This is a genomic window from Micromonospora sp. NPDC047467 (assembly GCF_040643095.1).
Lineage (GTDB): Bacteria > Actinomycetota > Actinomycetes > Mycobacteriales > Micromonosporaceae > Micromonospora.
In genome coordinates this window covers 70334-86487 of record NZ_JBEYTO010000002.1, presented here as the reverse complement: position 1 = coordinate 86487, position 16154 = coordinate 70334, and the positions used below count along the sequence as shown (strand labels likewise).

At 70.3% G+C, this 16154-nt stretch carries 18 protein-coding genes; 5 read left to right on the top strand and 13 right to left on the bottom strand.

Annotation, left to right across the window (positions count from 1 at the left end):
- Positions 1 to 34 precede the first annotated feature (34 nt).
- A complete protein-coding gene (locus tag ABZ780_RS04640) occupies positions 35 to 463 on the bottom strand; it encodes a DUF3151 domain-containing protein (RefSeq protein WP_357003527.1) in 429 nt (142 codons plus the stop codon).
- Between the two features lie 249 nt (positions 464 to 712).
- Between ABZ780_RS04640 and ABZ780_RS04635 the strand changes: the two genes are divergently transcribed.
- Complete coding sequence (locus ABZ780_RS04635; protein WP_357484198.1) at positions 713 to 1903, top strand: hypothetical protein; 1191 nt, start codon at positions 713 to 715, stop codon at positions 1901 to 1903.
- Between the two features lie 50 nt (positions 1904 to 1953).
- Here the strand turns inward: ABZ780_RS04635 and fbaA are convergent, their stop codons facing one another.
- Positions 1954 to 2979, bottom strand: a complete 1026-nt coding sequence (gene fbaA / locus ABZ780_RS04630; RefSeq protein ID WP_357484195.1) for a class II fructose-bisphosphate aldolase — start codon at positions 2977 to 2979, stop codon at positions 1954 to 1956.
- Between the two features lie 135 nt (positions 2980 to 3114).
- Complete coding sequence (locus ABZ780_RS04625) at positions 3115 to 3498, bottom strand: phage holin family protein (protein ID WP_357003521.1); 384 nt, start codon at positions 3496 to 3498, stop codon at positions 3115 to 3117.
- Positions 3499 to 3623: 125 nt separating this feature from the next.
- Between ABZ780_RS04625 and ABZ780_RS04620 the strand changes: the two genes are divergently transcribed.
- The 4 genes from ABZ780_RS04620 (at position 3624) to ABZ780_RS04605 (ending at position 8329) form a co-directional block, all read left to right on the top strand.
- Positions 3624 to 3836 carry a hypothetical protein gene (locus ABZ780_RS04620; RefSeq protein WP_357484192.1) on the top strand — a complete coding sequence of 71 codons (213 nt, stop codon included), beginning with the start codon at positions 3624 to 3626 and terminating at the stop codon, positions 3834 to 3836.
- Between the two features lie 189 nt (positions 3837 to 4025).
- Complete coding sequence (locus ABZ780_RS04615; RefSeq protein WP_357484189.1) at positions 4026 to 5627, top strand: LPXTG cell wall anchor domain-containing protein; 1602 nt, start codon at positions 4026 to 4028, stop codon at positions 5625 to 5627.
- A 226-nt stretch (positions 5628 to 5853) separates the two neighbouring features.
- Positions 5854 to 7407 carry an LPXTG cell wall anchor domain-containing protein gene (locus ABZ780_RS04610; RefSeq protein ID WP_357484187.1) on the top strand — a complete coding sequence of 518 codons (1554 nt, stop codon included), beginning with the start codon at positions 5854 to 5856 and terminating at the stop codon, positions 7405 to 7407.
- A gap of 208 nt (positions 7408 to 7615) precedes the next feature.
- Positions 7616 to 8329: a VTT domain-containing protein gene (locus ABZ780_RS04605; RefSeq protein WP_357003513.1), complete on the top strand. Its 714-nt coding sequence runs from the start codon at positions 7616 to 7618 to the stop codon at positions 8327 to 8329.
- 73 nt (positions 8330 to 8402) lie between these two features.
- Here the strand turns inward: ABZ780_RS04605 and ABZ780_RS04600 are convergent, their stop codons facing one another.
- The 10 genes from ABZ780_RS04600 to ABZ780_RS04555 all read right to left on the bottom strand — a co-directional run bounded on the left by ABZ780_RS04600 (position 8403) and on the right by ABZ780_RS04555 (position 16152).
- Complete coding sequence (locus tag ABZ780_RS04600) at positions 8403 to 8780, bottom strand: metalloregulator ArsR/SmtB family transcription factor (RefSeq protein ID WP_357003511.1); 378 nt, start codon at positions 8778 to 8780, stop codon at positions 8403 to 8405.
- A 57-nt stretch (positions 8781 to 8837) separates the two neighbouring features.
- Positions 8838 to 9377: an orotate phosphoribosyltransferase gene (gene pyrE / locus ABZ780_RS04595; RefSeq protein WP_357003509.1), complete on the bottom strand. Its 540-nt coding sequence runs from the start codon at positions 9375 to 9377 to the stop codon at positions 8838 to 8840.
- A 168-nt stretch (positions 9378 to 9545) separates the two neighbouring features.
- Positions 9546 to 10355 (bottom strand): SDR family NAD(P)-dependent oxidoreductase, encoded by an 810-nt coding sequence (locus ABZ780_RS04590; RefSeq protein ID WP_357484184.1) that lies wholly within the window; start codon positions 10353 to 10355, stop codon positions 9546 to 9548.
- Between the two features lie 9 nt (positions 10356 to 10364).
- On the bottom strand, positions 10365 to 11015 hold the full coding sequence (locus ABZ780_RS04585) for a hypothetical protein (protein WP_357003505.1): 651 nt from the start codon (positions 11013 to 11015) through the stop codon (positions 10365 to 10367).
- A 72-nt stretch (positions 11016 to 11087) separates the two neighbouring features.
- Positions 11088 to 11921, bottom strand: coding sequence for a hypothetical protein (locus ABZ780_RS04580; RefSeq protein ID WP_357484181.1), 834 nt, complete (start codon positions 11919 to 11921; stop codon positions 11088 to 11090).
- Between the two features lie 92 nt (positions 11922 to 12013).
- Positions 12014 to 12613 carry a DUF4178 domain-containing protein gene (locus ABZ780_RS04575; protein WP_357484178.1) on the bottom strand — a complete coding sequence of 200 codons (600 nt, stop codon included), beginning with the start codon at positions 12611 to 12613 and terminating at the stop codon, positions 12014 to 12016.
- 78 nt (positions 12614 to 12691) lie between these two features.
- Positions 12692 to 13582 (bottom strand): hypothetical protein, encoded by an 891-nt coding sequence (locus tag ABZ780_RS04570; protein WP_357484175.1) that lies wholly within the window; start codon positions 13580 to 13582, stop codon positions 12692 to 12694.
- Between the two features lie 69 nt (positions 13583 to 13651).
- Positions 13652 to 14032 carry a hypothetical protein gene (locus ABZ780_RS04565; RefSeq protein WP_357484172.1) on the bottom strand — a complete coding sequence of 127 codons (381 nt, stop codon included), beginning with the start codon at positions 14030 to 14032 and terminating at the stop codon, positions 13652 to 13654.
- A gap of 79 nt (positions 14033 to 14111) precedes the next feature.
- Positions 14112 to 15704, bottom strand: a complete 1593-nt coding sequence (locus ABZ780_RS04560; protein ID WP_357484169.1) for a polyamine aminopropyltransferase — start codon at positions 15702 to 15704, stop codon at positions 14112 to 14114.
- Positions 15705 to 15729: 25 nt separating this feature from the next.
- The gene (locus ABZ780_RS04555) at positions 15730 to 16152 is read right to left on the bottom strand and encodes a DUF350 domain-containing protein (RefSeq protein WP_357484166.1); all 423 of its coding nucleotides are present in this window, start codon (positions 16150 to 16152) and stop codon (positions 15730 to 15732) included.
- Between the last annotated feature and the right edge of the window lie 2 nt (positions 16153 to 16154).

Below are 16154 nucleotides of genomic sequence, written 5' to 3'. Positions count from 1 at the left end.
CCGGCCCGGCGCCGGGCCGGCCTTCGGTCGGGTGTCAGTTGCTGGCCAACGCGTCGGCCGCCGCCGGGTCGCAGTCGCGCAGGAACTGGGCGCAGCGGGCCGCCTCGTCGGCCTCGCCGATCTCGTCTGCAGCCCGGGACAGCACGTACAGGCAGCGGAGGAAGCCCCGGTTGGGCTCGTGCGACCACGGCACCGGCCCGTGGCCCTTCCAGCCACTACGGCGCAGTTGGTCGAGGCCACGGTGGTAGCCGGTGCGGGCGTACGCGTACCCCGTCACCACCTGGCCGTTCGCGAACGCTCGCGCCCCGAGCTCGGCCCAGGCCGCGCTGTAGGTCGGGAATCGGGCCGCCACCTCGGCGAACGCCTCGTCGGTGCCGGCCTCCTCGGCGGCGGCCAGGGCGGCGTCGGCCTCGTCGTCCGCCGGCAGGAGGGTGGCCGGTGGCTCTGGCAAAAGGTTCTGCATCGCCCCATTCAACCCGCTGAGCGGGGCGACACGCGAGCGGGTCGGCTGACGTGTTCCGCTGAACGGCTGAGGATTTGGTCACGCCTGCGGCCTATGCCGCCGCCCGGTGTTTTCCACTACAACTAATGGTCCGGAGCCTCCCCAGGACCCGGTTATGCAGGAGCCCGATGGCCACCACCATCGGGCTCCTGTCAGTTCACCCCTCCGCCCGAGGTTTGGCCGACTCCGGCAAGGGGGCAGGATGGCCCGGTGCCGACCCCACCTCCCGCGGACGTCATCGAGCCGCACCTGCACCCCGGCGAGATCCAGACCCGGGACGAGTTCGACCGACAGTTGACCACCGGCCGCCTGACCGGGCTGACCGTGCAGGGGCTGCGCCTCGACCTCGCCCCGGCACCCGACCTGACCGGTATCGAGGTCGCCGGCACCCTCTTCGTCGGCTGCCGGTTCGCCTCCCGGGAGGTCGGCGCCGACCTGGTCCGGCGCGGCGCGAACGTGGTGCCGCCGTTCTCCGGGCTGCCGTACCCGACCCAGCCGACGCATCTCTACACCCCGGAGGAGTTGGCCGCCGGGTTCGCCGAGGGCGGCTTCGCCGGGATGTACGACACCCGGGTGTACGAGCACTACCGGGCGCACGGCGGGGCGCTGCCGGACGTGAAGGAGGCGCTCGGTCAGCGCCTGCACGACCACGGCGTGGACAACGCCCTCGCCGACGCCACCCGGGCCTGGCTGGCCGGGCACGGGCCGCAGTCGGTGGTGGGCATCATGGGCGGCCACGCGGTACGACGCGGCAGCCCCGCGTACCGGATGGCGGCCGTGCTGGGTTGGGAGCTGGCCCGGGCCGACCGGCTGGTGGTGACCGGCGGCGGCCCGGGGGTGATGGAGGCGGCGAACCTCGGCGCGTTCCTGGCGGACCAGCCGGCGACGGAGCTGACGGCGGCGATCGACCTGCTGGCCACCGCGCCCGACTTCGCCGACCACCAGCGGTACACGGCCGTGGCGCTGACGGTGCGGCAGCGGTACGCGGGCGTGCCCCGGCAACGCGGCGACGCCGGCTGGGCACGGGCCGGCGGGCTGGCCATCCCCACCTGGCTGTACGGGCACGAGCCGGCGAACCTGTTCGCCGGGCGGATCGCCAAGTACTTCTCCAACGCGATCCGGGAGGACACCATCCTGCGGCTCGCTCGGGGCGGCATCGTCTTCGCCCCAGGCCGGGCGGGCACCGTGCAGGAGGTGTTCCAGGCGGCCACCAAGACCTACTACGGCACCGACGGGGCCAGCGGCGCGTACATCTTCCTGGACCGCGACTACTGGACGCGGGAGCTGCCGGTGGAGGCGTTGTTGCGCCCGCTGCTGACCGCCTCCCCGTTCGGCGATCTGTCGTCGACGATCCACCTCACCGACGACGTGCACGAGGCCGTACGACTGTTGACGACCTGACGACGACGGCCGGCTCCCCGTGGGAGAGCCGGCCGTCGGACGGTACGTCGTTACTTGGACATCGTGGTGCCGGTGGAGCGCAGGTGCTCGCACGCCTCGACGACGCGGGCGGCCAGGCCAGCCTCGGCGGCCTTGCCCCAGGCACGCGGGTCGTACTGCTTCTTGTTGCCGACCTCGCCGTCGATCTTCAGCACGCCGTCGTAGTTGCGCAGCATGTGGTCCGCGACGGGCCGGGTGAAGGCGTACTGGGTGTCGGTGTCGATGTTCATCTTCACCACGCCGTAGTCGAGAGCCTCGCGGATCTCGCTCAGCAGGGAGCCCGAGCCGCCGTGGAAGACCAGGCTGAGCGGCTTGTCCTTGCCGTACTTGGCGCCGACCGCCTCCTGGATCTGGTTCAGGATCTCGGGGCGGAGCTTCACGTTGCCCGGCTTGTAGACGCCGTGCACGTTGCCGAAGGTCAGCGCCGCCATGTAGCGGCCCTTCTCGCCGAGGCCGAGCGCCTCGACCATGGCCAGGCCGTCCTCGGTGGTGGTGTAGAGCTTGTCGTTGATGGCATTCTCGACGCCGTCCTCCTCGCCACCGACGACGCCGACCTCGATCTCAAGGACGATCTTGCCCTTGGCGGCCTCGTCGAGGAGCTGGGAGGCGATCTGCAGGTTCTCGGCGACCGGCACGGCCGAGCCGTCCCACATGTGCGACTGGAACAGCGGCTCCTCGCCGCGCTTCACCCGCTCCTGCGAGATGGCCATCAGCGGACGGACGAACCCGTCCAGCTTGTCCTTCGGGCAGTGGTCGGTGTGCAGCGCGATGTTGACCGAGTACTTCTTGGCCACCTCGTGCGCGTACGCGGCGAACGCCACCGCGCCGGTGACCATGTCCTTGATCGAGGGACCGGACAGGTATTCGGCACCACCGGTGGAGACCTGGATGATGCCGTCGCTCTCCGCGTCGGCGAAGCCCTTCAGCGCCGCGTTCAGCGTCTGGGAGGAGGTCACGTTGATCGCGGGGTACGCGTACCGGCCAGCCTTGGCGCGGTCCAACATCTCCGCGTAAGCCTCGGGGGAAGCGATGGGCATGTCAAACGCTCCTTACTAACCACTCTCGGCCGTGCTGGCCGCTGTTGTTCATTTGTGCGCCGGACCGCGCTGTCCTCCGCCCGGCAGTATCCCGTAGACGAGGTGCGCGGGGCCAATCGCCCCAGGGCTAGCCGTTCACCGCTCACCCAGGCTGTCCGGCACGATGACGCTGATCAGCCAGGTGACCACGGTCATCACGATCGCTCCCCAGAACGCCGCCCAGAAGCCGTCCACGTGGAACGGCAGGTCGAGCCCGCGGGCGATCCGGTCGGTGAGCAGGAAGAGCAGCGCGTTGACCACCAGCGCGAACAGGCCCAGGGTCAGCAGGTAGAACACACAACCGACGACCTTGATCACCGGCTTGAGCACCGCGTTGATCACACCGAAGATGAGCGCCACCACGATCAGCGTCAACACCGTGTTGCTGCCCGAGCGGCCGTGCACGTCGACCCCGGGCACGATGAGCGTGGTTATCCACAGCGCGACCGCGGTGATCACCAGCCGGATGAGGAAGCCCACCGCCCCATCCTGGCATCGGGTCGCACCGTGACGGGGTGATTCGGCCGAGTCGGCTTCCGCGCGCCGCGCCGGCACAGCCCGTACGGTGGTGGGAACCGTGCCCCGAGAACCCGGGAGGGAGCAGCATGGGTCAGCCCGATGAGGACTTCGTCCCCGGCGACCACCTCGCCGCGGACGAACGCGACCCCGAGGCGGAGCCGGCCGACGCCGTCGAGCAGGCGGCCATGGTCGACCCCGCCGACATCGACTCCGAGCCGCACCGCGGCCTGGAGGTCGACGACTGGGACGCCATGGAGCAGGCCCGGGTGGTCACCGGCGACGAGGACGACTACCGCTGATCCCGCCGGAGGGCGGGCTGCCCGGCCTCCGGCCCAACGGCCGGGAAAGGGTTAACCGAACGTCGCGGAAACGCTTGCCGAACTTTGCGGTGCACCTTGGCGCTGGGTGGTGATCAGGGCAGCGGCGGACCTTGGGAAGTTCTTAAGATCCGCAGGCTGCACTGAATCCCCTACTGGAGGATCCCCTTCATGCTCACCCACTCCACCCGGCGTTGGCTCGCCGGGCTGGGCGTCGCAGGCGCGCTCGTCGCCGCCTCCGCCAGCCCCGCCGCCGCCGAGGAGGCGCCCGTCAAACTGGGCGTCTTCTTCACCGACACCACTGTCGCCGCAGGATCCACGGGCAAGGTCGACTCACCTTTGCTGTCCGCCTCCAAGTCCGTGGTCGTCGACGGGCTCACCGTCCAATACGACTTCCGTGATCTCGACGGAATCCTCACGGTCACTCCTGAAAGCCCGAGTTTCGGGTGCGAGCCACGTCAGTCGGGCGTCCTGGTCTGCACCACCCCCTTCGAGACCGACCTCTACGAGTGGGCCTACAGCGGCCTGTTCAGCGTGGTCATGGCGCCGACCGCGAAGGCTAAGGACGGGGACGCTGGTGACCTCAAGGTCACGGTCGCCGCCAAGGGAATCGCTCCGGCCAGCCACACCGCCAAGGTGCGGATCGGCGAAGGCGTTGACCTGGCTGCCCCAAGCGAGGAGACCACCGTGTCGACCGCGCCCGGGGGCAGGTTCAGCGCGCCGCTCACGCTGCGCAACGCCGGTAATACCGAGGTGAAGGGCGCGGTCGCGGTCTTCGACCTGGACCACTCGATCCGCCCCGAGAAGCAGTACAGCAACTGCACCTACGCGGATGGTCGCCTGCGGACCTGCAGCTTCTCCGAGGCGACCGCCGCCGAGCAAACGCGCTCAGCGTCGCTGCCCTACCTGCTCGGCAAGGACACCTACGCGCCGGGCAAGGAGTACGGCTACTACAACTGGATGACCATCGCCGAGTTCGAGGACTACAGCGCCTACCTCCGCTCGCGCGGCGTCTCGGCGGGGCAGCCGGGCAACGGCCCCGTTCTGAGTCTTTCGGATACCACCAAGACGACGGCGCGCGGGTTCCAGGCCGACACCGATCCCACGAACAACGGGTCCGGGATGACAGTCCAGGTCAACGGCAAGAATGGTGCCGACCTGGTAGCGGTCGGTGACACGCTGGCCGGCAAGGCGGGCGACGTGGTCAAGGCCACCCTCGGGGTTCGTAACGACGGGCCGGCAGCGCTCGACTTCGGTCGCTCGGGCACGCCGGTCACGAAGATCGACATCGCTGTACCGGCGGGCACCACCGCCGTCAAGGTGCCCGACGTCTGCGCGCCCCTCAACGGCGACACGCAGGACTGGGCGAACGCCGGCAAGCCGGGCATGAAGCTCTACCGCTGCTACCCGGACATCTTCATCGGCGTCGGCGAGGAGCAGACGGTCGACATCAGTCTGCGGATCGACAAGGTGATCGAGAACGCGACGGGCACCGTAACCATCAACGCCAAGTGCGAGTGCGATGGCTTCACCGAGGACCTGAAGCCGGCCAACGACGTGGCCAAGATCCTGGTGAACTCGACCGGCGGCAACGGTAACGGTGGCGGTAACGGCGGCGGCAACGGTGGTGGGCAGGGCGGTGACGACGGCGGCGCGCTGCCGATCACCGGTCAGCCCACCGGCCTGATCGCCGGCCTCGGCGCCCTGCTGCTCGCCGCGGGCCTCGGCGGCTTCCTGGTGGCGAAGCGTCGCCGGACCCGTTTCGTGGCCTGATCCGTCCCACCCGACCGGTGCCCCGCCGACCATTTCGGTCGGCGGGGCACCGTCGTTGTGGCAGCGACCACCGTTGATCCCGCCGGAGGGCCGGCCGCCCGTTGGGGCAGACGTGCTCAGCCGTTCGGGTCGATAGACAGGGAACGATCACATTGCACAAGCGGAGGGGCCGGCGCTCTCACTAGGTTGACCGGGCGCCACCTGAATCCCCCCAGGAGGATCCCCCATGCTCAAGCATTCGACCCGCTGGATAGCCGGGCTCGGCGTCGCAGGCGCGTTGGTCGCCGCGTCCGCCACCCCCGCCGTCGCAGCGGCGTCCGCGACCGAGCCCTACTTCCAGGACGCCACTCTGGCTGTCGGCTCGGCACCCACCACCCGCACCCTGTTCCTGTACTCCGACGAGCCGACGGTTCTCACCGACGTCTCCGTGCGGTACGACTACCGCTCCCTCGCCAACAAGATCACCGTTGCTCCCGCCAACGGCCAGCCGTGCGCCGTCCCGGAGCCGGGCGTTCTCGTCTGCACGGAGCCCGGCGACGTCGTCCTGCACGAGATGGTGCCGCCCGGCAGCGGCATCTATCGCAACGCGACCAAGCAGGTACGCATCGCCGCTACCGAAGATGCTCAGCTCGGCGACTCGGGGGACGTCGCTGTGAGCTTCCAGGCAGCCGGCGAGCGGCGGGGCAGCTACACCGCCCGCGTACGTGTCGGCGAGGGGGTCGACCTGGCCGGCGGGCCGTTCACGGACCACGCCTCCAAGCCGGGCGGGACGTTCACGGTGCCGCTGGCCGTGACCAACGTCGGCGACACGACCGTCAAGGGATTCGCCGCGGTCTTCGACCTCGCCTACTCGATCCGCACCAAGGACCGGTTCAGCAACTGCCTCTACTCCGACGACCACCTGGTCTCCTGCCAGTTCGACGAGGAGATCCCGGTCGGCGAGGGCCTCGCCACCACGCTGAACCTCGAACTCGCCAAGGACACCTACGCCCCGTCCAACCAGTCCGGCTATGCCCAGTTTATGACCACCGCCGACTTCGAGGACCTGACCCGGGTGCGGGACGCGGCTGGTGCCCGCACGGCCACGCGCGGCGGCGGCCCGAAGCTGACCCTCACCGAAGCTCCCAACAGGATGCGGCAGGCCGACCAGACCGACGTCGGCCCGGGTTACGACTACACCGGCTGGACCATCAAGACCACCGGAACGAACGGCACCGACCTCGCGGCGATCGGCGACACGCTCAAGGGCGGAGCCGGCGCCGTCGTCACGGCAACCGTCGGCTTCCGGAACAACGGCCCGGCGACGCTCGACAAGGTGAACGAGGACTACGAGGCCGCCACCCACGTGGACGTCGAACTGCCGCCGGGCACCACCGCCGTCGAGGTCCCCGATAGCTGCACCTTGCGACAGGGCACCCGAACGTACCTGTGCGGCTCGGAGATGCTGCTGGTGGCCGGCAGGGCCTACACCATGGAGTTCCGGCTGCGCATCGACAAGGTGATCTCCAACGCCCGGGGTGCGGTGCGGGTCAACGCGCCCTGCGAGTGCCCCGGTGGCGGCGGCTTCGCCGACGACATCACGCCAGCCAACGACAGGGCCCTGATCGTGGTCAACGCGGTCTCGGGCGGCGGCGCGGGTGGCGGTGACGGTGACGGTGGTTCGCTGCCCATCACGGGCTCCCCCACCGGTCTGATCGCCGGCCTCGGCGCCCTGCTGCTCGTTGTCGGCGTGGGCGGCTACCTGCTCGCCAGGCGTCGGACCACCCGCTTCAGCGCCTGACCCTGCCCCGCACCACCGGTGCCCCGTCGACCATCCGATCGGCGGGTCACCGGTGGTGCGGGAGGCGCTGCCAATGGGCGGCTCCGAGCCCACCGCGACTGTGACGTCGAGCACCGGGCGGATCGACTGGCCACCTAGACTACGGTCGTGCCGTCGCCACGGGCGACTCACCGCACACCAACCCGGTACACAATTCGGAGGTCACCTCGTGTCGACGCCCATCACGACCCTGGCCCTGGGCCCGGACTGGCTCGATCCGGAGGTGTTGATCTCGTCATTCGGGCTGCTCGGCATTCTGGTCATCGTCTTCGCCGAGTCCGGCCTGCTGATCGGCTTTTTCCTGCCTGGCGACTCGTTGCTCTTCACGGCCGGCCTGCTGACCGCCGACGGGAAGTACATCACCTACCCGCTCTGGCTGGTCTGCCTGCTGATCACCCTCGCGGCGATCGCCGGGGACCAGGTGGGATACGCATTCGGCCGGAAGGTGGGCCCGGCGCTGTTCCGCCGTCCGAACTCCCGGCTGTTCAAGCAGGAGAACGTCATCAAGGCACACGAGTTCTTCGAGAAGTACGGGGCGCGCTCCATCGTGCTGGCCCGCTTCGTGCCGATCGTGCGGACGTTCACGCCGATCGTGGCCGGCGTCAGCCGGATGAACTACCGCACATTCGTCACTTACAACATCATCGGCGGGGTGCTCTGGGGCACCGGCGTGACGGTGCTCGGCTATTTCCTCGGCCAGCTCCCGTTCGTCAAGGCGAACATCGAGCTGATTCTGATCGCGATCGTGGCGATCTCGGTGGTGCCGATCGTGATCGAGTTGCTCCGGGCTCGCATGGCAGCGAAGCGCGGCACGACCGCAGCGGAGCGCGCCGCAGCCGATGAGGCCATCAAGGAGACCCGCGAGAACTACGGCAAGTACTGATCTGTCGCGATCGGCCCGGCCGGCCGTCCGGTGCTTTCCCCGGTGGAGGATTGCACCGGACGATCGGTACGGGTCAGCGGGCCTTCTTGGTGGCCCGCTTACGCGGCGGGGTCAGCAGGTCGGCGATCGTCGCGATCGCACTCGGGACCAGCCGGTAGTACGCCCAGACACCGCGCTTCTCCCGCTCCAGCAAGCCGGCCTCGGTGAGGATACGCAGGTGGTGACTGACGGTCGGCTGAGAGAGGCCAAGCGGCGCCGTCAGGTCACAGACGCACGCCTCGCCCTCGGGGGCCGACTGGATCAGGCTGAGCAGCCGCAGTCGAGCAGGGTCGGCAAGGGCCTTGAGGACCCCGGCGAGACGCTCGGCATCGGCACGTTCGATCGGCTCGCCGTTGAGCGGCGAGATCTGAGGCATTGTCATTTCGGCCAACGCAGTTCCCACGTATTCCATCCTTCCACCAGCAGCATCGATCCGCCTGCATATCAGCAGATCCGAATCGGCAAACTTTTACGCCACAAGGCCGAGGTCAGCCAACGTATAGGCCGCCTTGTACGGCAATCCGGCGGCTCGCACCGCGTCGCCGGCGCCTCGATCAACAATAACCGCCACGCCCACGACCTCGGCTCCGGCCTCGCGAAGAGCCTCGACAGCGGTCAACACACTTCCGCCCGTTGTGGACGTATCCTCCACCGCCAACACTCGGCGGCCAGCCACCTCCGGTCCCTCGATCCGCCGCTGCAGACCGTGCGCCTTGCCCGCCTTGCGCACCACAAAGGCGTCCAGGGCCCGACCGGCCGGAGCGGCGGCGTGCAGCATCGAGAGCGCGACAGGGTCCGCGCCCAGGGTGAGCCCACCGACGGCCTCGTACTCCCAGTCGGCGGTGAGGTCGAGCAGCACCCGGCCGACCAACGGAGCGGCCTGGTGATGGAGCGTGACGCGCCGCAGATCGACGTACCAGTCTGCCTCGCGCCCCGATGAGAGCACGACCCGTCCGTGGACAACAGCCAGGTCGGCAATGAATTTACGCAGGTCGTCGTGGTCCCCCATGGCGATAGAGGTTACTGCGCAAGTCTGAGCGCCGTGTGCGGGGTCCACCCTGATCAGGCCACTGAGGGACCGATGGTTGGCGATGTTCGACTACGCTCAGCAACTGGCCCACTGGCGGCGCGACAACGTACGACAACGGCACCGACGGTGCCGCCGGGCGCCGGTAGCTCAGTGCTCGTCGCGGCCGATCCGGCCGCGGGTGTCCCGGGCGACCACCTGCAGGAGCCGGCGCGGCGCGTGCCGCAGGCCGGCGACAGCGAGCTTGTACTTCCACGCCGGGACGCTCACCAACTTGCCTTTCCGCAGGTCACGTAGGGCTTCGTCGACGACATCCTCGGCCCGCAGCCACATCCAGTTCGGGGTCTTCGACATGTTGATGCCGGCCCGCTGGTGAAACTCTGTGCGGGTGTAGCCGGGGCAGAGAGCCATCACCCGGACGCCGAATGGGCGCGTCGACTGCCCGACGGACTCGCTGAAGTTGGTGACCCACGCCTTGCTGGCCGAGTACGTGGACCCCGGCATCACCGCGCCAAATCCAGCAACGGAAGAGACATTTATCACTGCCCCGTCCCGCCTTTTGGTCATCGGGCGCAGCGCCGCCAGCGTCAACCGCATGACCGCGTGCACGTTGAGCCGCAGCAGGCGTGCCTCGTCCTCCGCAGTGGAGCGCAGGAACGACTGGTTCAGGCCGATGCCCGCGCTGTTGACCAGCAGGTGCACGGGACTTCCGGTGGTGAGCCGCTGCTCGACGGTGGCGCAGCCGTCATCGGTGGACAGGTCGGCCGAGAGCGTCTCCACCTCGCGGCCGTGCCTGGCCGTCAACTCCGCGGCCAACTCGGCCAGTCGAGCCGCGTCGCGAGCGACCAGCACCAGGTGCCAGCCGTCGACCGCCAGCCGCCGGACGAAGGCCGCGCCGATGCCGGCCGTGGCACCGGTGATCAGAGCCCGTCGCTCAGCGGTCGTGGGATCGGGCGTCACGGGCGGTCCTCACCTGGGCGGGTACGGGGGCGCGGGCTGGTGCGGGGCGGGCGTGAACCCGGGTGGCGCGGACGGCACGGTTGGTGCGGTTGGCCGGCGTCGACCGAACCAGGCGTTGGCCGCCGGCAGGGCCAGCAGCGTTGCTACCACAAGGTAACCGAGGCCCTGCCCCACCGAAAGCCCTCCGTTGAGCGGGATCCACCAGGACGGGTACGCGTCCCCGGTCAGGCCCAGCAACTCGGCGGTGGCCCGCTCGTCGGCACCCAGCCGCAGCGGCGCGGAGCGCTCACCGATGAGGACCGCCACGCTGCAACAACCGGCGAGCAAGCCGAGCCCACAGACCACCCAGGTGGCCACCCGGGCGCCGGAGCGACCGGCCAGCAGCCCGAGGGCGAGGCCCGCGAGCACCGGGGCGGAGAGCGCGGCCACCACCGCCGACAGCACCGCCGACGCGCGCAGCAGGGTCACCACGTCGTCGATCTGCTGCGGGCTCGCCGAGGTGTCCCGGGCCGCGAGGCGGAACGCGTCGACCGTCCGGCCCAGCACCGCCAGGTCCACGACGGCGTACGCGAGTGCGGCGACCGCCATCACCAGCAGCACGGCCGTGGCCAGCACGACCACGGCGGGCCGGCGGAACGGTGCCGATTCGGGGTACGACACGACGAATCCCTCCGGTAGGCGTCGGGTTGCAACCTACTCGGAGGGATCGTCGGCGTCGTGCTTATCGGTCGATCAACTCGTCGACGGCGGGGTCGACCCGGGGCGGTCGGCCGGCGGCGTGTCGTCCGGTCGGTCCGAGCTGGACGGCGGCGGCGTGCCCGGCTGGTCCGAGCTGGGTGCCTGGCCCGGCGTCGACGGGTAGCCCGGCTGACCGGTCGACGGGTAACCCGGAGCCTGCGGGTAGCCCGGCTGACCCGGAGCCTGCGGGTAACCCGGCTGACCCGGAGCCTGCGGGTAACCCGGGTAGCTGGTGCCCGGGGTCGGCGGCTCCCAGGTCGCGGGGGCCTTGCGGAAGAACTCGTTGGCCTTCGGCAGTGCCAGCAGGATCAGCGCCGCGAGCAGGGCGAGCAGGCTGATCACGCCGAGCAGCACGCTGACCGGCGTGAGCCAGGAGGGCAGCGCCTCGTCGAGGCGGCGCTGGATCTCCTCGGCGCTGGGCATGTCGCCGCTGGTGCCGCCGGCGGTGGTGAAACTGCCGGCCGCGCTGGTGAGCAGGGTGCCGCCCACGCAGCACACCATGATGCCGCCGACGATCCAGGTGGTGATCCGGGCACCGTTGCGGCCCTGGTTGTTGAAGAGGGCCAGGACGCCCAGCGCGACCGCGATCAGGAGCACGATGATGCTGCTGCCGAGGCCGAAGGCGTAGAAGAAGCCCGCAATCTGGTCAGCGCCCTCGGCAGTGCTGCCCGCGTACGCGTCGCGGAGCACGTCGCGCGTCTTGCCGAGGGTGGAGAGGGTGAGGATGAGACTGATCACCTGGCACGCCAGGAAGAGGTAGAGCAGGTAGCTGGAAATCGTCACGACGGACGGCCGCTGGCGGGCCGGCGTGCTGGGGGAATCGACCACGATTCTCCTTCCCTAAGATCGCGCCCACACCGTATCGACTGTGAGCCACTCTGGCATGCCGGGCGACTCGCGCCGCGCCCGTCGGGTCGGACTCAGTGATCTTCCCTGCCGGGACGAATCGCCAGGTCGGCGGGGTCGAGCAGGTCACCCCGGGCGACCCGCCAGCCCTCTTCGCCGTACGCCTCAAAGGAGAGCCGGGCGGTCCCATCCGACTGGTAGTCGTGGTAGCGCATCGTCCCGGTCGACCGCAGCCCGGTCTCCCCGGTGGCGGTGTAGCGCGCCTGCCCGGTCTCGGACCAGGTGTACCGCCGCCCGCCGAGCTCGATGGTCGGAGCGCCGGGGGTGACTGTCGCGCCGGGCTCGGCGGTCCAGAGCACCAGTTCCAGGTCGGTGCCGCCGACACCCTCCACGGAGAGCCGATGGCCAGCACCGGAGGCGTCGTCGAGGAGGTACTGCGACCAACTCCAGTCCCCCTCGACGAGGCGGATCGTGCCGCTCACGGCGTACTCCCGCTCGCCGATCCACACGCGGTCGCCGGCGGTCAGACGGTGCGCGCCGCCGCGCGCCGGCCGAACGTCCGGCGGTGCGCCGCCGGGCCGGGTCGCGGCCCGCCGGGTCCGCACGACGATCACGAGCAGGGCCATGATGAGTACGACCATGGCCACGACCAGGTACGCAAGCGCCCCGTCCACCCGACCACCTCCCCAGGTACGTCGGCGCAGACGGTAACAACCGTCGGCACCGGAGCGAGTCGCGTCGTGACCGAAAGCTCAGCTACCGACGGCACCGGGTGTGTCGCCGGGCGTGGTCGGCAGCGGCACTGTGGACTCCCCGGTGGGCGGTTCATCCCCGGGTGGGGTGGGTGTCAGGTGCGCCGCCGGGTCCGGGCAGATCAGATATCCGGCCGGGACGTACTGGCCCGGCGGGAGGAGGCCCGGCGTGCCGGGGGCCGGTGCCACGAACGGCATCGGCGGGTACCCGTAGCCGGCAGGGACGAACTGGGGAGCGGCGTAGCCGGGGGGCGGTGACTCCCAGGGCGGCGCGTCGGCGGCTGCGGGCCGCGGCACGAACCATCCGGCGGCCGGTGGCAACGCCAGCAGCAGGACCACGGCCGCGACGAGCGCGAGAACGGCGAGCACGGTCAGCCCCGCCGCCGGGAAGAACAGCTCGCCGAAGGGGTCGTTGCCGGAGTAGAGCGTGTCGAAGAATTCCGACGTCTCCCATTCCTCGTCGAAGTCCGCCGACGACGGGGCCTCGACTTCCGGGGCGACCAGCATGGGCACGAACAAGCCGGAGCAGCACTGGCCGAAACAGACCAGCAGTTGGGCGCCGCTGGCGACGAAGACCAGGATCCGCGCGATGTTCGAGCCTCGGCGGAGCGGCCCGGCGGTGGCCGCGAGCCACCCCGCCAACAGCACGGCTGGTATGCCGACGATCAGGGCCATCGCGACGTTGCTCTGGCGTTCGCCGCTCACCTCGGCCGGGTCGGCGTCGGGCACCAGTGCCGCCGCGCGAGTGATCTGACCATCGAAGTGCACCGCCTGGGCGACCGCCATCGCGGCCAGGCCGAGCAGGATCAGCGCTGCGGCGAGTTGCAGCCAGAACGCGATGGTGACGGTGCCGGGGCGGGGCGGACGCGGCGCTGCGGCTGGCGAACTCATGGCTCGCAACGTACGGGGGAAGGCCGTCGATGGGCAGCACCGATCGGGCAGGCTCGATCGGCGAATGGATCATGCTGCGGCGAGTCGCTGGGTGGCGTAGTCGCCGACGGTGGAGCGCCCCATGACGCAGCCGACGAACGTGGTGAACTCGGTGGAGTCGCCCCGCAGAGACGTCCAGGCCGCTCGGGCCGCCGCCGGTTCGATCCGCTCCAACAGCGTGGCCGCGTACGCCCGGCCGGCGGGTGAGCCCTCGGCCAGCAGCCGGTCGATCTGGCGACGTACCTCTTCGGGGTGGTCGCGGTGCGCGGCCTCGACCCGGAGGTACGCCTCGGTCACCGGCAGCAGTGTGCCGGCGAAGCCGGTGCCGCCGAAGGCGAGCGTGTCAGCCTCCATCAACTCGTCGACGGCCGCGCCCAGCTCCCGCTCCCACGCCTTTCGCATCCCGAACATGCCCCCATCCTTTCCCCGCCCGTCCCCACTCCACCCTCTTGATCAAGGGGTTTTGCGTCATCAGCGGACAGTGGCGGCGTCAGTAGCCGCGCCATTCCGCGCGGGCGTAGTCGAGGACCCTGGGATGCAGCAGGGTGGAGGCGGGCACGTTCAGGCGCGGACGGTCGGCGGGGAAGGTGGCCGCCGCCCGCAGCACCCCCGGGTCGAGGAAACGCAGCCGGGGCGCGTCGGCCGGCAGTTCCAGCACCGGCGGGGCGGTGCCCGGCGCGGCGAGCAGGAACCCCCAGTCGCCAAAGGACGGCACGTCGACGTGGTACGGCACGGTGGCGAAGCCGGCCTCCCGCAGCGACGCCTCGATCGACCAGTACGACCGGGGCGCGAAGTACGGCGAGCCGGACTGCACCACCAGCCGCCCCTGCTCGGCGAGCACCGACCGGATCAGCGTGTAGAACTCGACCGTGTAGAGCTTGGCGGTGGCCGTCTCGTCGGGGTCCGGCAGGTCGGCGACCACCACGTCGAAGTGCTCGGCGGCGGTACGCAGCCAGCCGAAGGCGTCGGTGTTCAGCACCCGTACCCGGGGGTCGTCGAGCGCGCCGCCGTTGAGAGCGCGCAACTGCGGCTCGGTGCGGGCCAGCGCCACCACCGCCGGATCGAGGTCGACCACCGTCACCCGACGCACGTCCGGGTAGCGCAGGATCTCGCGGACCGCGAGGCCGTCGCCGGCACCGAGAACCAGCACCTCACCGCGCGGCCCGCGCAGCGCCGGATGCACCAGCGCCTCGTGGTAGCGGTACTCGTCGACCGAGCTGAACTGGAGGTCACCGTTGAGGAACAGCCGCAGGTCGGTGGCGGCGTGGCCGACCTCGCGCACCGACCGGGTCAGCACGATCTCCTGGTAACGGGACCGTTCGGCGTGCACCACCGGGTCCCGGTAGAGCTGCTGCCGACTGCTCACCTCGAAGTCGGCGGCGGTCACCCACGCGTACCCCAGGCAGAGCGCGACCACGACGGACCCGGCGCCGATGACGAGCCGCGCCCGACGGCTCAGCTCCGCCCGGAACACCGTGCAGACCAGGGCGACACCGGCCACGGCGTTCACCGCGCCGACCAACAGGGCACCCTTGAGCTGGCCGAAGACCGGGATCAACAGGAACGGGAAGGCGAGTCCGCCGAGCAGCGCGCCGATGTAGTCGGCGGCGAACAGGTCGGCCACGGCGCTGCCGGCGGCCTGCTCGCGGATGCGTTGCAGCATCACCATCAGCAGCGGGATCTCCGCGCCGATCAACAGGCCCAGCACGAAGGCGGTGCCGACCAGCGCCGGGCTGTACAGGTCGAGCCAGGCGAAGGCGGCGTAGAGGCCGAGCACGGACAGGCCACCGAGCAGGGCGAGGGTCAACTCGATCACCGCGAACGCGGCGGCGGCTCGGGACTGCAACGGCTTGGCGACCAGCGCGCCGATCCCCATCGCGAAGACCATCACGCCGAGCACGATCGACGCCTGGCCGACCGTGTCGCCGATCAGGTAACTGCCGAGGGCGACCAGGGCCAGCTCGTAGACCAGCCCGCAGGCGGCACAGACGAAGACCGCCAGCAGCACCGACGCGCGGGCCAGCCGCCAGCGCGGCCGTGCTTCGGAACCGCCGTCGACCGCCGCCGGCGCCTCGGTGCTCACGCTCTTTTCCGGGTACGTTCGGGCATCAAATGATCGCGGCGGCGATGATCGCACCGGTGGCCAGGTGCACTGCGGCCGACACCCACACGGCGGGGTGCGGCTCCGGGTCGACCAGCAGCTCGCCGAGCCGGCCCGGGGTCACCGCGTCGAGCAGCAGGAACGCGGCGGCCATGATGACCAGGCCGACGATCCCGTACGCCCCCGCGCCGACCAGGCCGAGGGTGAAGTCGTTGTCGCTGGCGACGATCGCCGCGACCACGATGATGCCGACGCCGAGCAGGTTCGAGGTGAGCAGCAGCGCCGCGTTGCGGTTGCGCTCGGTCCAGATCAGTTCGTGAAGCTTGCCGGGCGTGGCCAGGTCGACCAGCCCGTAGCCGACGCCCATCAGGACGACACCGACCACCCCGAAGGCGAGGGTGACCAGCAGATCGGTGACGAGGTTCTGCACAG

Coding starts and splice junctions, on each gene's coding strand:
- ABZ780_RS04640 (WP_357003527.1), bottom strand. CDS start 463: ATGCAGAACCTTTTGCCAGAGCCACCGGCCACCCTCCTGCCGGCGGAC.
- fbaA (WP_357484195.1), bottom strand. CDS start 2,979: ATGCCCATCGCTTCCCCCGAGGCTTACGCGGAGATGTTGGACCGCGCC.
- ABZ780_RS04620 (WP_357484192.1), top strand. CDS start 3,624: ATGGGTCAGCCCGATGAGGACTTCGTCCCCGGCGACCACCTCGCCGCG.
- ABZ780_RS04615 (WP_357484189.1), top strand. CDS start 4,026: ATGCTCACCCACTCCACCCGGCGTTGGCTCGCCGGGCTGGGCGTCGCA.
- ABZ780_RS04610 (WP_357484187.1), top strand. CDS start 5,854: ATGCTCAAGCATTCGACCCGCTGGATAGCCGGGCTCGGCGTCGCAGGC.
- ABZ780_RS04600 (WP_357003511.1), bottom strand. CDS start 8,780: ATGGAATACGTGGGAACTGCGTTGGCCGAAATGACAATGCCTCAGATC.
- pyrE (WP_357003509.1), bottom strand. CDS start 9,377: ATGGGGGACCACGACGACCTGCGTAAATTCATTGCCGACCTGGCTGTT.
- ABZ780_RS04570 (WP_357484175.1), bottom strand. CDS start 13,582: ATGAGTTCGCCAGCCGCAGCGCCGCGTCCGCCCCGCCCCGGCACCGTC.
- ABZ780_RS04565 (WP_357484172.1), bottom strand. CDS start 14,032: ATGTTCGGGATGCGAAAGGCGTGGGAGCGGGAGCTGGGCGCGGCCGTC.